General features: G+C 73.2%; 12 protein-coding genes. 9 read left to right on the top strand and 3 right to left on the bottom strand.

All coding sequences use genetic code 11. The features are described from left to right. Positions 1-170: 170 nt before the first annotated feature. On the bottom strand, positions 171-1,166 hold the full coding sequence (gene mgrA, locus PSH25_RS30050; RefSeq protein WP_238662247.1) for an L-glyceraldehyde 3-phosphate reductase: 996 nt from the start codon (positions 1,164-1,166) through the stop codon (positions 171-173). A gap of 70 nt (positions 1,167-1,236) precedes the next feature. On the opposite strand from mgrA, the gene PSH25_RS30045 reads away from it, so the two are divergent. The 8 genes from PSH25_RS30045 to PSH25_RS30010 all read left to right on the top strand — a co-directional run bounded on the left by PSH25_RS30045 (position 1,237) and on the right by PSH25_RS30010 (position 9,785). After that, positions 1,237-2,217, top strand: a complete 981-nt coding sequence (locus tag PSH25_RS30045; protein WP_238662246.1) for an aldo/keto reductase — start codon at positions 1,237-1,239, stop codon at positions 2,215-2,217. Positions 2,218-2,222: 5 nt separating this feature from the next. Next, positions 2,223-2,720, top strand: coding sequence for a hemerythrin domain-containing protein (locus PSH25_RS30040; RefSeq protein WP_238662244.1), 498 nt, complete (start codon positions 2,223-2,225; stop codon positions 2,718-2,720). 55 nt (positions 2,721-2,775) lie between these two features. Beyond that, a complete protein-coding gene (locus PSH25_RS30035; protein WP_238662243.1) occupies positions 2,776-4,020 on the top strand; it encodes a sensor histidine kinase in 1,245 nt (414 codons plus the stop codon). Next, positions 4,017-4,667, top strand: coding sequence for a response regulator transcription factor (locus PSH25_RS30030; protein ID WP_238662242.1), 651 nt, complete (start codon positions 4,017-4,019; stop codon positions 4,665-4,667). The genes PSH25_RS30035 and PSH25_RS30030 overlap by 4 nt, the downstream gene beginning before the upstream one ends. A gap of 76 nt (positions 4,668-4,743) precedes the next feature. Further along, positions 4,744-5,820 carry a hypothetical protein gene (locus tag PSH25_RS30025; protein ID WP_238662240.1) on the top strand — a complete coding sequence of 359 codons (1,077 nt, stop codon included), beginning with the start codon at positions 4,744-4,746 and terminating at the stop codon, positions 5,818-5,820. A gap of 56 nt (positions 5,821-5,876) precedes the next feature. Beyond that, positions 5,877-7,337, top strand: coding sequence for a magnesium chelatase ATPase subunit I (locus tag PSH25_RS30020; protein ID WP_238662239.1), 1,461 nt, complete (start codon positions 5,877-5,879; stop codon positions 7,335-7,337). Positions 7,338-7,339: 2 nt separating this feature from the next. After that, entirely contained in the window at positions 7,340-9,292 is a 1,953-nt protein-coding gene (locus PSH25_RS30015; protein ID WP_238662237.1) for a VWA domain-containing protein, read from the top strand. Positions 9,293-9,320: 28 nt separating this feature from the next. After that, positions 9,321-9,785 (top strand): hypothetical protein, encoded by a 465-nt coding sequence (locus tag PSH25_RS30010; RefSeq protein ID WP_238662235.1) that lies wholly within the window; start codon positions 9,321-9,323, stop codon positions 9,783-9,785. Positions 9,786-10,063: 278 nt separating this feature from the next. Here the strand turns inward: PSH25_RS30010 and PSH25_RS30005 are convergent, their stop codons facing one another. Next, entirely contained in the window at positions 10,064-11,071 is a 1,008-nt protein-coding gene (locus PSH25_RS30005) for a GlxA family transcriptional regulator (protein WP_238662232.1), read from the bottom strand. A 53-nt stretch (positions 11,072-11,124) separates the two neighbouring features. Between PSH25_RS30005 and PSH25_RS30000 the strand changes: the two genes are divergently transcribed. Continuing rightward, positions 11,125-12,429: an MFS transporter gene (locus tag PSH25_RS30000; protein WP_238662230.1), complete on the top strand. Its 1,305-nt coding sequence runs from the start codon at positions 11,125-11,127 to the stop codon at positions 12,427-12,429. Between the two features lie 19 nt (positions 12,430-12,448). Here the strand turns inward: PSH25_RS30000 and PSH25_RS29995 are convergent. Next, the coding region (locus PSH25_RS29995) for an RICIN domain-containing protein (RefSeq protein ID WP_238662229.1) at positions 12,449-12,891 on the bottom strand (443 nt) is incomplete at its 5' end.

Below are 12,891 nucleotides of genomic sequence, written 5' to 3'. Positions count from 1 at the left end.
TGGCCGGTGCTGGCCGGTGCCGCCGCCGTGCTGGTCCTGGCGCTGCTGATCGGCGCCGGGCGGCGACGTCGCAGCGCCGCCGCACCCGTGGGCCGGCAGTGCGAGGTGCGTAACCACCGGGCCGGACGGCGTCGGATCTGGTGACCCGACCCGCCCGGGGCCGGCGGCGTTCAGCCGAGGTGGCGCTCGATCTCGGCCAACTCGTCGGCCGTGAAGTCGAGGTTGTCCAGCGCGGCGATGTTCGTCTCCAACTGCTCGACGCTGCTCGCCCCGATGATCAGGCTGGTCATCCGCGGGTCACGCAGCGCCCAGGCCAACGCGAGTTGGGCCAGCGACTGGCCGCGACGCTCGGCGACCGCGCCGAGCCCACGGATCGTGGCCATCTTCTCCTCGCTGAGGTCGCTCTCGTTGAGGAAGACGCTTGTGCGAACCCGCGAGTCGGCCGGGATGCCGCCCAGGTAACGGTCGGTCAGCAGGCCCTGGGCCAACGGGCTGTACGCGATGCAGCCCGCGCCGACCTGCTCCAGCGTGTCGAGCAGGCCGTCGGACTCGGTCCAGCGGTTGAGCATCGAGTACGACGGCTGGTTGATCAGCAGCGGCGTACCCAGCTCGCGCAGGATCGCGGCGGCCCGCGTGGTCTGCTCCGAGTTGTAGTTCGAGATGCCGACGTAGAGCGCCTTGCCGGAGCGGACGATGGCGTCGAGCGCCCCCATCGTCTCCTCAAGCGGGGTGTCCGGGTCGAACCGGTGCGAGTAGAAGATGTCGACGTAGTCCAGCCCCATCCGGCCCAGCGACTGGTCCAGCGACGAGATCAGGTTCTTGCGCGAGCCCCACTCGCCGTACGGGCCGGGCCACATCAAATACCCGGCCTTGCTGGAGATGACCAACTCGTCCCGGTACGGCCTCAGGTCGGTGGCGAGCATCCGGCCGAAGTTCTCCTCCGCCGAACCGGGCGGCGGGCCGTAGTTGTTGGCCAGGTCGAAGTGGGTGACACCCAGGTCGAAGGCGCGGCGCACGATGTCGCGCTGCCGTTCGAACGGGCGGTCCGGACCGAAGTTGTGCCACAGCCCGAGCGAGACGGCGGGCAGTCGCAGGCCACTGCGTCCGCTGCGCCGGTAGGTCATGGTGTCGTAGCGGTCATCCGCGGCGAGGTAGGTCACGATCATGAGCCTAGCTCCGGCCCAGCGTGCGGCGGATCGGGCGTGGAAACCGGCACATCGGGGTAGTTTCGACGCCATGCGTTTCATTGCGCTCGACACTCCCAAACCGCTGTCCAAGATCGGGTTGGGCACCTGGCAGTTCGGCTCCCGGGAATGGGGGTACGGCCCGGACTTCGAGCGGCAGGCGGCGCAGATCGTCCGGCGGGCCGTCGAGCTGGGCGTGACGGTGTTCGACAGCGCGGAGGTCTACGGCTTCGGGCGCAGCGAACGCATCCTCGGCGCGGCCCTCGGCGACGACCGGCCGAAGGTGGTGGTCGCCAGCAAGATCCTGCCGGTGCTGCCGGTGGCCGCGGTGGTGCAGCAGCGGGCGGTCGCCTCGGCGGCCCGGCTCGGCGTCACCAGCATCGACCTCTACCAGGTGCACCAGCCCAACCCGCTCGTCGCCGACCACACCACCATGCGCGGGATGCGGACCCTGCAGGACGTCGGCCTGGTCGGCGAGGTCGGGGTGAGCAACTACGGGCTGCGCCGCTGGCAGGTCGCCGAGGCGGCGCTCGGCCGGCGCGTGCTCAGCAACCAGGTCCGCTACAGCATGCTGGACCGCGCGCCCGAGCAGGACCTGTTGCCGTACGCGCGGCAGGCCGGTCGGGTGGTCATCGCGTACAGCCCGCTGGCGCAGGGCTTCCTCTCCGGCCGCTACGACGCCAAGAACCCGCCGACCGGCGCGGTCCGGCGCGCCAACCCCTACTTCCTGCCGGAGAACCTGGAGCGCGGCTCTGCGCTGATCGACACCCTGCGCCAGGTCGCCGGCGCCCACGACGCCACCCCCAGCCAGATCGCGCTGGCCTACCTGCTGCGCCACCCGAACGTGCTCGCCATCCCCGGGGCCTCCGGGGTCGAGCAGATGGAACGCAACGCCGCCGCCGCGGACATCGACCTCGCCGACGACGAGTACACGGCGCTGGCCGAGGCCGCGAAACGCTTCCGCCCCATCACCGGACTGGCCGCGATGCCCGCGATGCTGCGGGCCCGGTTCGCCAACGCAACGGGAAAGTGAGCACAGTGGACGACATCACCGCGCTGATCCTGGACGACCACACCGCCTTCCGGCGTGGCTTCGCCCGCCTCGACGACGCCCGCGACGAGCAGGAGATGCTCGCCATCTGGGACGCCCTCGCCCTGCACCTGGACATCCACGCCGAGGCCGAGGAGGCGATCCTCTACCCGCACCTGGTCAAGCACGGCGACGACGGCGAGGACGAGACCGCCGACGCGATCGGCGACCACAACAAGATCCGCGACGCCATCGCCGAGGCGAAGCTGCACCCGGTCGGCTCGGACCAGTGGTGGGAGGCGGTCGGCACGGCCCGCCGGGAGAACAGCGAACACCTGGCCGAGGAGGAGGACGAGGCGCTGCCCGACTTCCGCCGGCACGCCAGCACCGAACTCCGCGCCGAGCTGGGCCAACGCTGGCTGACGTTCTACGGCGAGCACAAGAACGGTCGCAACCTCCCGTTCCGCGACAAGGACCCGCAGCAGTACGTCGCCGACCACCGCTGACATCTCCCCGACGCGGGGGAGTTGCCCGGACCGATCCGGGCAGCAGAATGGCGAGGTGAACCTCCGAGCGGCGCTGGCCCCGCTGGTCGCCGGCACCACCTGGCGACGCGGCGTGTTCCTGCTGCTCGGCGGTGTGCTGGCGCTGCCGTACGGGCTCCTCGCGGTGACCTTCGCCCAACTGCTCGCCGACTCGGCGATCCCGCGCCCACTTGTCTACGTCCTGCTGGTCATCGCGGTGCTGATCGCCGTCGTCCCGCTCCTGCTGGACGGCAGTCGGGCCCTGGAGATCGCCGCCGTCCGGGCCCTGCTCGGTGTCGACCTGCCCGAACCCGCGCCCGGGCACCACGGCGACCGGGAGACCCGGCTGCGCAGCGCCCTCTGGATCGCCACCCACCTCATCGTCGGCGCGCTGGTGATGCTCGCCCTGTTCAGCGCCCTGCCGATGGCGCTGGCGTTCATCGCCCAACAGTTCGGCGTCGGCGCCGAGCTGACCAGTCGGGAACGGTTCGGGCCGCTGGACGGACAGGACAGCGGATGGCTGACCCTGACCGGGGTGCTCCTGCTGGTCGGCCTCGGGTACGCCGTCGCCGGGCTCGGCGCGCTCGCCGGGTCCATGGCGCCGGTGCTGCTCGGCCCGGCTCAGGCGGAACGGATCGCCGCCCTCGAAGCACAGGCCGCCCGGCTCGCCGAACGCAACCGGCTGGCCCGGGAGCTGCACGACTCGGTCGGCCACGCGCTGACCGTGGCCACCCTCCAGGCCGGGGCCGCCCGCGAGGTCCTCGACACCGACCCGGAGTTCGTCCGGCGGGCGCTCACCGCCATCGAGGACGTCGGGCGGACCGCGATGGACGACCTCGACCACGTGCTCGGGCTGCTCCGGGAGAACGGACGCGACCGGCCCGTGGTGGCGCCGCAGCGTACCCTCGCCGACCTGGACCGGTTGGTCACCGACGCCCGCGCGGCCGGCCTGGCCGTGCACGCGCACCGCGCCGGCGACCCGACGCGGGTGCCCGCGGCGGTCTCCCGGGAGGGCTACCGCATCGTCCAGGAAGGACTGACCAACGCGGCCCGGCACGGCCACGGGCCGGTGACGGTACGCCTGGACCTGCACCGGGACGCACTGGAGCTGGAACTGGTCAACGCGGTGAACGAGCCCGGCCGGGCCCGGCAGGGGCGGGGCGGTCGAGGTCTGGACGGCATGCGGGAGCGGGTGCTGCTGCTCGGCGGCCGACTCACCGTTGGCCCGGACGGCGACCGGTGGCTGATCCGGGCCCGCCTGCCCTACGAGGAGACGCGATGACCACCGGCGTGCTCATCGTCGACGACGACGAGCTGATCCGGATCGGGCTGCGGGCGATCATCGACGCCCAACCCGACCTGCACGTGCTCGCCGAGGCCGCCGACGGGGCCGAGGTGCCGCCGCTTGTCGCCCGGCACCGACCCGACGTGGTGCTGATGGACGTGCGGATGCCCGGCATCGACGGCATCCAGGCGACCCGGCACCTGCTGGCCACCTCCGCCGACCCGCCCCGGGTGCTGGTGGTCACCACGTTCGCCAACGACGAGTACGTCTACGAGGCGCTACGCGCCGGCGCCTCCGGGTTCCTGCTCAAACGGGCCCGACCTGCCGAGGTGGTGGAGGCGGTCCGGGTGGTCGCGGCGGGTGAGTCGCTGCTCTTCCCGGCCGCGATCCGCCAGCTGGTCGGGGCGTACGGGCCGGCGGGCGGCGACCGGTTGAGCGCCGCCCGGCTCACCGAACGGGAGGCCGAGGTGCTGCGGTTGATGACCACCGGCCGGTCCAACCCCGAGATCGCCGCGCACCTGGTGGTCGGGGTGGAGACGGTCAAGACGCACGTCGGCAACGTGCTGGCCAAGCTGGGCGTCCGCGACCGTACCCAGGCGGTCATCGCCGCCTACGAGTCCGGGTTCGTCACCCCGTCCGGCTGATCGGTCCCTCGGCCGGGGGAGCGGGTTCACCGCCGGCCGGGAGGGCACCGACCTGCTGTCGGACCAGGCTGAGAGCATGACAACGATCACTGCCTCCCGACCCCGTGCCGACTCCCGATGGCCGGACCGGCTCGCCCCACTGGCCGCCGGTTGGCTCGGCCTGTGGGGCGTGCTCGCCCTGGTCGGCACGCTCACCGGCGTCGGCTACCCGTTCGGCCCGAACGACCCCCACGGCGGCGACGTCAGCCTGCTCCGGCTGGTGCCGGTGGAGGTGGCCACCCCGCTCTTCGCCGGCGTACTGCTCACCGCCGCGGTCGCCGCCCTGGCCATGAGCCGCCCGGCGGCGCGCCCACCCGGCCCGCTGCGGACGCTGCTCGCCGGCTACGGCTGGGCGGTCGCGTTCGTGCTCGTCCTGGTCGTGCCGGACGTCCGGGTGCTGATCGTCCTCGGCTACCTGCCGATCCTGATCGTCGGTGCGCCGTTCGGCTGGCCGCCGGTCGACTACTCCGACATCTTCAACTGGGCGCTTTTCGGCCGGTTCGCGGCGCTGGCCGGCGGACTGCTGCTGGTCGGGGCGGTGCTCACCTGGCAGCGGCGTACCGCCGGGGCCTGCGTCGGCTGCGGCCGCGCCGACACCGGCCAGGGGTGGACCACCCCGGCCGCCGCCACCCGCTGGGGCCGGTGGGCCGCCGGCATCGCCGCGGCCATCCCCTTCACGTACGCGCTGACCCGGTTCGCCTGGGCGGCCGGCATCCCGCTCGGCATCTCCCGCGAGTTCCTGACCGAGATGCAGGACACCGGGCTGGTCTGGGCCGGGTTCGGGCTGGCCGCGTTCGCCACCGTCGGCGCGATCCTCACCCTCGGACTGGTGCAGCGCTGGGGCGAGCGGTTCCCGCGCTGGATGCTCGGGCTCGCCGGCCGTCGGGTGCCGGTGACGCTGGCCGTGGTGCCGGCCACCCTGGTCGCCATCTCCGTGACCGCGGCCTCGCTGGGGCTGCTCAGCAACCCCCAGTTCTGGCGGCTGACCGGCGGGTTGAGCATCACCGGGGCGCCGATGCTGCTCTGGCCGGTGTGGGGCGTGGCGCTCGGCGGGGCCACCTACGCGTACCACCTACGCCGCCGCGGCGCCTGCCAGCGTTGCGACCGGGGCTGAGCGTGGTAGCGGGGGTGCCCCTTATGCCCGGGGCACCCCCGCGAATGTGAGCTAGCGTGGGTCGGGTGACTGCGCCTACCCCGGTAATCCCGGTTCCACCGGCCGACCTGCCCGGCACGCTCGGCGCGCTACGGGCGGCCGGTCACCAGTACCGCACCGTCAAGCAGGAACTCCGCGACAACCTCCTCGCCCGGATGCGCTCCGGCGAGACCCGATTCCCCGGCATCGTCGGCTACGACGACACCGTGCTGCCCGAGGTCGAGCGGGCCCTGCTCGCCGGGCACGACATGGTGCTGCTCGGCGAGCGCGGCCAGGGCAAGACCCGGCTGATCCGCGCGCTGGGCGCGCTGCTCGACGAGTGGACCCCCGTCCTGCCCGGCTCGGTGCTCAACGAGCACCCGATGCATCCGCTCACCCCGGCGTCCCGCACCCAGGTCGCCGAGGCCGGCGACGACCTGCCCGTCGGCTGGTTGCACCGCTCGATGCGGTACGGCGAGAAGTTGGCCACCCCGGACACCAGCGTCGGCGACTTGATCGGTGACGTCGACCCGATCCGCATCGCCCAGGGTCGTACCCTCGGCGACCCGGAGACCATCCACTTCGGGTTGGTGCCGCGCACCAACCGGGGCATCTTCGCCGTCAACGAACTGCCCGACCTTGCCGAGCGCATCCAGGTGGCGCTGCTCAACGTGCTGGAGGAGCGGGACATCCAGGTTCGCGGCTACCAGCTGCGCCTGCCACTGGACCTGCTCCTGGTGGCCAGCGCCAACCCGGAGGACTACACCAACCGGGGCCGGATCATCACTCCCCTCAAGGACCGGTTCGGCGCGGAGATCCGCACCCACTACCCGGTCGACCTGGAGTTGGAGCTGGCGCTGATCCGTCAGGAGGCCGATCTGGTCGCCGACGTGCCGGAACACGTGCTGGAGGTGCTGGCCCGCTTCGCCCGCGCCGTCCGGGAGTCGCCGTCGGTGGACCCGCGCTCCGGTGTCTCCGCCCGATTCGCCATCGCCGCCGCCGAGACGGTCGCCGGTGCCGCGCTGCGTCGCGCCGGGCTGCTTGCCGCCTCCGCCGCCCCGGAGGGACGCCCCGAGGCCGCCGTCGCCCGCGTCGGTGACGCGGTGTCGGTGACCAGCACGCTGCGCGGAAAGGTCGAGTTCGAGAGCGGCGAGGAGGGGCGGGAGACCGAGATCCTCGCGCACCTGCTGCGTACCGCGACCGCCGAGACGTTCCGCGCCCACCTCGCCGGGCTGGACCTGTCCGGGTTCACCGCCCTGGTCGAGGACGGCGCCGCGATCGAGACCGGCGAGTTGGTCAGCGCCGCCGAGCTGCTGCGCCAGGTCGGCACCGTACCCGGGTTGGCGAAGGTCCTGGACCGGCTCGACCTGGGCGACGCGCCCACCTCGGAGGAGGCCGCCGCGGCCGTCGAGTTCGTGCTGGAAGGGCTGCACCTGACCCGCCGGCTCGGCAAGGACGTCACCGACTCGGGGCGGACCGTCTACGGCGGCCGGGGCTGACCGTGGCCGGCAACCGGTTCCGTTACGGGCAGTGGAACGGCGGGCCCGACCCGCTCGCACCCCCGTACGACGTGCGCGAGGCGGTGGACGCGGTCGGCGCCGAGGTGCTGGCCGGGGGCAGCCTGCGGGAGGCGCTGCGCGACCTGTTGCGCCGTGGCCCGCAGGGACGGGGTGGCCTGGACGACCTGGCCGCCCGGGCTCGGCGGCTGCGCCGGGAGGCGCTGCGTCGGGGCGATCTGGACGGCGCGGTGACCAGGGCCCAGGCCCTGCTCGACCAGGCCCTCGCCGCCGAGCGGGACGAGCTGCGGGGTCGCGACGACGAGGCCGCCCGCTTCGCCGAGGCGGTACTGGACAATCTGCCCCGCTCGACCGCGCGGGCGGTGGAGGAGCTGTCCGGCTACCAGTGGGTCAGCGACGACGCCCGCCGCTCGTACCAGCAGATCCTCGACCAACTCCGCGACGACGTGCTCGGTCAGCGCTTCGCCGGGCTGCGCGACGCGGTGCGCGCCTCCGCCGACCCGGCCGCCCAGCAGCGGCTCGCCGAGATGATGGGGGATCTCAACGACCTGCTCGCCCGGCACGGTCGCGCGGAGGACACCACAGACGCGTTCGCCGAGTTCATGCGCCGGCACGGCGACTTCTTCCCGGAGAAGCCGGAAACCGTCGACGAGTTGATCGACGTGCTGGCCCGCCGGGCGGCGGCCGGTGAGCGGCTGATGAACTCGCTCTCCGAGCGGCAGCGCGCCGAGCTGGCCGGCCTCATGCAGCAGTCGCTCGGCGACCGCCTCGCGGGGGAACTGTCCGCCCTCGACGCGAACCTGCGGGCACTGCGACCCGATCTCCGTTGGGGGCGGGGCGAGCGGGTCCGCGGCGACCAGCCACTGGACTACGCGGACGCGGCCGGCGCGCTGGGCGAGATCGGCGATCTGGACGACCTGCTGGACCAGCTCGACCAGGAACACCCGGGGGCGACCCTCGACGACGTTGACGTCGACGCGGTGGCCCGCACGCTGGGCCGGGACGCGGCCGACGACGTTCGCCGGCTGCGCGATCTGGAGCGGGAGCTGCGCCGCCAGGGTTGGGTGAGCCGGGACGCGGAGGGGCTCACCCTGAGCCCGAAGGCGCTGCGCCGGCTCGGCGGGACCGCGCTGCGGCAGGTCTTCGCCGAGCTGACCGCCGGCCCGCGCGGCCAGCACGACCTGCGGTCGGCCGGTGCGGCGGGCGAGGTCAGCGGCGGGTCCAGGCCCTGGCAGTACGGCGATGAGCAACCGTTGGACGTGGTCCGGACGTTGACCCGGGCGGTCAGTCGGGCCGGGCCGACGGTCCCGGTGCAGCTCGAGGTGGACGACTTCGAGGTGGTGGAGACCGAGAGGCGGGCCTCGGCCGCGGTGGTGCTCTGCGTCGACCTGTCGTACTCGATGATCTCCCAGGGTCGTTGGGGGCCGATGAAGCAGACGGCGCTGGCGCTGGCACACCTGATGGAGACCCGATTCCCGCAGGACGCCCTGCAGATCGTGGGCTTCGGCCGGGAGGCGATGACGCTCACCCAGCAGGAGTTGGCGGCCGTGGAGCCGGACATGGAGCAGGGCACCAACCTCCAGCACGCGCTGCGGTTGGCGGGCCGGCACCTGCGCCGCCACCCGGACGCCGAGCCGATCGTGCTGGTGGTCACGGACGGCGAGCCGACCGCCCACCTGGACCCGGACGACGGGGAGGCGCTGTTCCACTGGCCGCCGTTACCGGAGACGATCGAGGCGACGGTCCGCGAGGTGGACCGGCTGAGCCGCTACGGCGCCACGCTCAACCTGTTCATGCTCGGCGACGACCCGGGCCTGCGGCGCTTCGTCGACGCGGTGGCCCGCCGCAGCCGGGGCCGCATGTTCACCCCGGACACCGATGACCTGGGCGAGTACGTGGTCAGCGACTACCTCCGCTCCCGCCAATCCCGCCGCTAACTGCGGGCGGGGCGGGTTGACTGGGGGGATGGAGAGCGGGGGATTGCGGCGGGCTTACGGTGCCCTGTTCGCGGAGGTCGACGCTGGCGGGTTCGGTCCGGCTCCGGAGGGGCAGCTCAGTGCCGAGCAGATCGTCGCGCATCTGGTCGCCAACGACGAGCTGATGATCCAGGCCACCGAGGCGTTGTTGGCCGGGTCGCCGTTCGCCTACTACGAGTTGGAAGAGGACATCCACCGTCCGCAGCTCGACGCGCTCGCCGCCGAGCAGGGTGGTCTGCGTGGCCTGACCGCGCTGCTGCACGGCACCAGCGACCGGCTGTGCGGACTGGTCGACCAGCTCGGCCTGGCCGCGGAGACCCCGGTCGAGACGCATCTTCGCGAGGGCTTCGACCTCATCGTCGATGAGCCGCTGCCCTGGTCCCGCACCCTGGACCTGCACACCCGGGTGCACCTGCCCAAGCACCAGTCCCAACTGCACCTGCTCCGCTCCTGACGCGGCACCGGGCGCGTGTCGGCCGGTCGGCGTGGCGCGGCGCCCGGCGTCCCGGGCTGTTGAGCGTGATGACTGTGAGGCATCAAGATGTCTCGCAGTCATCACGCTCAACGTAGCGACGCCTGGTCGGCAACGTCGGGCCAAACCTCGACGGCGTGATCGCCCCGCGGTGGCCGTGCCGATCGAGGGCGGCCGGTGGCGGCGGCACGACCGGGGCGACGCGCGAGGAGGCCCCGCGTGTCGGGTCCGGCGTGCGTCAAGTGGAAGCGCCAGGCCGATCAGCCGCTGACCAGCTCGCTTCGCGGGTGGAAGGTGCGGCGGTAGGTGGACGGGGCCACGCCGATGCGTTGGTGGAGTTGTTGGCGTAGGGCGGCGGTGGTGCCGAACCCCGAGCGGTGGGCGATCTGGTCGACGGTGAGGTCGGTCGTCTCCAGCAGCAGCCTCGCGTGGTCGGTGCGCTGTTGCAGCAGCCACTGGGCCGGGCTCAGGCCGGTTTCTGACCGGAAGCGTCGGGTGAAGGTGCGCACGCTCATCCGCGCCTGCTCGGCCAGGTCGCGGAGGGCGATCGGCTCGTGCAGCCGCTGCCGGGCCCACTCCCGGGTGCCCGCCGTGCTGGTGTCGGTTGCCTTCGGCACCGGCTGCTCGATGTACTGCGCCTGGCCGCCGTCGCGCCACGGTGGCACCACGCAGCGGCGGGCCGCCCGGTTGGCCACCTCGCTGCCGTGGTCGAGCCGGATGACGTGCAGGCAGAGGTCGATGCCGGCGGCGACTCCGGCCGAGGTGAGCACCCGGTCGTCGGCGATGAAGAGCACACCCGGGTCGAGGTCCACCCGGGGGTGCAGGTGGCGGAACCGCTCGGCGTACGCCCAGTGGGTGGTCGCCCTCCGCCCGTCGAGGAGCCCGGCGGCGGCGAGCACGAACGCTCCGGTGCAGATCGACATGATGCGGGCACCCCGCTCGTACGCCGCGCGCAGCGCCTCGGTCACCTCCGGCTCGACGGTGCCCGAGGTCAACGGGGTGCCGTCGTGGATGCCCGGGACGATCACGGTGTCGGCGGTGTCCAGCAGCTCCAGGCCGTGGTCGGGGACCACCTGGAAACCGGCGGTGCTGCGCACCGGCTGCCCGCCCGGGGTGCACACCCGGACGTCGTAGAACGGTGTCCCGTCGGCGGCCCGGGCGGTGCTGAAGACCTGGGACGGGGTGCCGAGGTCCAGGCCAACCACCTGGTGCAGAGCGAGTACGGCGATCCGGTGCCGGCGAGCGGTCATGGCCCGATTATTGCGCATGATGGCTTTCCGGCCACTCGTCGAGGTGAGTGGCGCGGCCGGAGACTTGTCCGGTGACCAAGAACCGCCGTCTGCATCCCGCCTGGCTGGTCGCCGCCGTCGCCTTCGTGGCGCTGGTCGGCGCGGCCGGCTTCCGCGCCACCCCGTCGGTGCTGCTGCACCCGCTGCACGAGGAGTTCGGCTGGCCCCTGGCCACGATCTCCGCGGCCGTCTCGGTCAACCTGCTGCTCTACGGGCTCACCGCGCCGTTCGCCGCCGCCCTGATGGACCGGTTCGGCATCCGCCGGGTGGTCTCGGTGGCACTGCTGCTGGTCGCTGCGGGCAGTGGGTTGACCGTGTTCATGACCGCCAGCTGGCAGCTCCTGCTCTGCTGGGGTGTGCTGGTGGGGCTGGGCACCGGCTCGATGGCGCTGGCGTTCGTGGCCACCGTCACCGGACGTTGGTTCGTCCGCCGGCGGGGCCTGGTCACCGGAGTGCTGACCGCCGGCGGGGCGGCCGGACAGCTGGTGTTCCTGCCACTGATCGCCATCCTGGTACGCGACCACGGCTGGCGTACCGCCGCACTCGTCGTGGCCGCGGCGGCGCTGGCGGTCGTACCCCTGGTGGTGTGGTTGTTGCGCGAGCACCCGGCGGATCTCGGCCTGCCCGCCTACGGGGCGACCGAGGTCGTCGCCGCGCCGCCGGCGACCGGCGGCGCGGCGACCCGGGCGCTCGGCGCGCTGGCCACCGCGGCCCGGACCCGACCGTTCTGGCTGCTGGCCGGAGGGTTCGCGATCTGCGGGGCGACCACCAACGGCCTGGTCGGCACCCACTTCGTGCCGGCCGCGCACGACCACGGCATGGCCCAGACCACCGCAGCCGGGCTGCTCGCCCTGGTAGGGCTCTTCGACATCGTCGGCACGATCGCCTCCGGCTGGCTCACCGACCGGGTGGACAGCCGCTTGCTGCTCGGCATGTACTACGCGCTGCGCGGGTTGTCCCTGCTGGTGCTGCCGAGCCTGTTCTCCGGCACCGCGGAGCCGAGCATGCTGGTGTTCATCGTCTTCTACGGCCTGGACTGGGTGGCCACCGTGCCGCCGACCGTGGCGCTGTGCCGGGAGTACTTCGGTGGCGCCGGAGCGGTGGTGTTCGGCTGGGTGTTCGCCGCGCACCAACTCGGCGCGGCGGTCGCCGCCACCGGCGCCGGGCTGGTTCGGGACCGGCTGGGCGACTACGCGATGGCCTGGTACGTGGCGGGCGCGCTGTCGATCGGCGCCGCCGGGCTGTCGTTGCTGCTGCGCCGACGACCGGGCCGAGGAGTGCCGGAGGCCGTGCTGGTCGCCGCGACCGCGCCCAGGGCGTGGAGCTTCCGGGGCTGAACCGCGGCGCGTCGGCCGGTCAGCCCAGGGTCCACTGCTGGGCCGGCCGGCCGTCGCAGGGTCGCTGCCGGATGTCCTCGCCGGCCTCTACGGCGTCGTCGTCGGCCTGCGCGCACTTGTTGCTGTGCGCGGCGACGAGCAGCACCGCACCGGTGCCGGTCCCACCGAACCGCCACTGCTGGTTGGCCTCGCCGTGGCAGGGGAACTGCTGCAACCGCGCGCCGTCGTCCCCACTGCCACCCTCGACGTCGAGGCACTGCCCGTAGGCGGCATTGGTCAACGACAGCACGCCCGCGCCGGCCGGGTTGACCACCCACTGCTGCTCCGGGCCGCCGGTGCACACGGCCAACTCGGCCTCGGCCTTCTCGCCGTCACCGTCGAGCCCCAGGCAGAGGCCCGAGGCGGCGCGCAGCACCCGGGGCCCGGTGGGCGGGGCGGCCGGCGTGCTGGCCGACGGGGTCG

It is taken from the genome of Micromonospora foliorum (assembly GCF_022229015.1).
GTDB classification, from domain to species: Bacteria; Actinomycetota; Actinomycetes; order Mycobacteriales; family Micromonosporaceae; genus Micromonospora; species Micromonospora foliorum.
Note: the sequence above shows the minus strand (reverse complement) of the source record. Positions and strands in the feature narration are given on the sequence as shown.

Coding starts and splice junctions, on each gene's coding strand:
- mgrA (WP_238662247.1), bottom strand. CDS start 1,166: ATGATCGTGACCTACCTCGCCGCGGATGACCGCTACGACACCATGACC.
- PSH25_RS30045 (WP_238662246.1), top strand. CDS start 1,237: ATGCGTTTCATTGCGCTCGACACTCCCAAACCGCTGTCCAAGATCGGG.
- PSH25_RS30030 (WP_238662242.1), top strand. CDS start 4,017: ATGACCACCGGCGTGCTCATCGTCGACGACGACGAGCTGATCCGGATC.
- PSH25_RS30025 (WP_238662240.1), top strand. CDS start 4,744: ATGACAACGATCACTGCCTCCCGACCCCGTGCCGACTCCCGATGGCCG.
- PSH25_RS30010 (WP_238662235.1), top strand. CDS start 9,321: ATGGAGAGCGGGGGATTGCGGCGGGCTTACGGTGCCCTGTTCGCGGAG.
- PSH25_RS30005 (WP_238662232.1), bottom strand. CDS start 11,071: ATGCGCAATAATCGGGCCATGACCGCTCGCCGGCACCGGATCGCCGTA.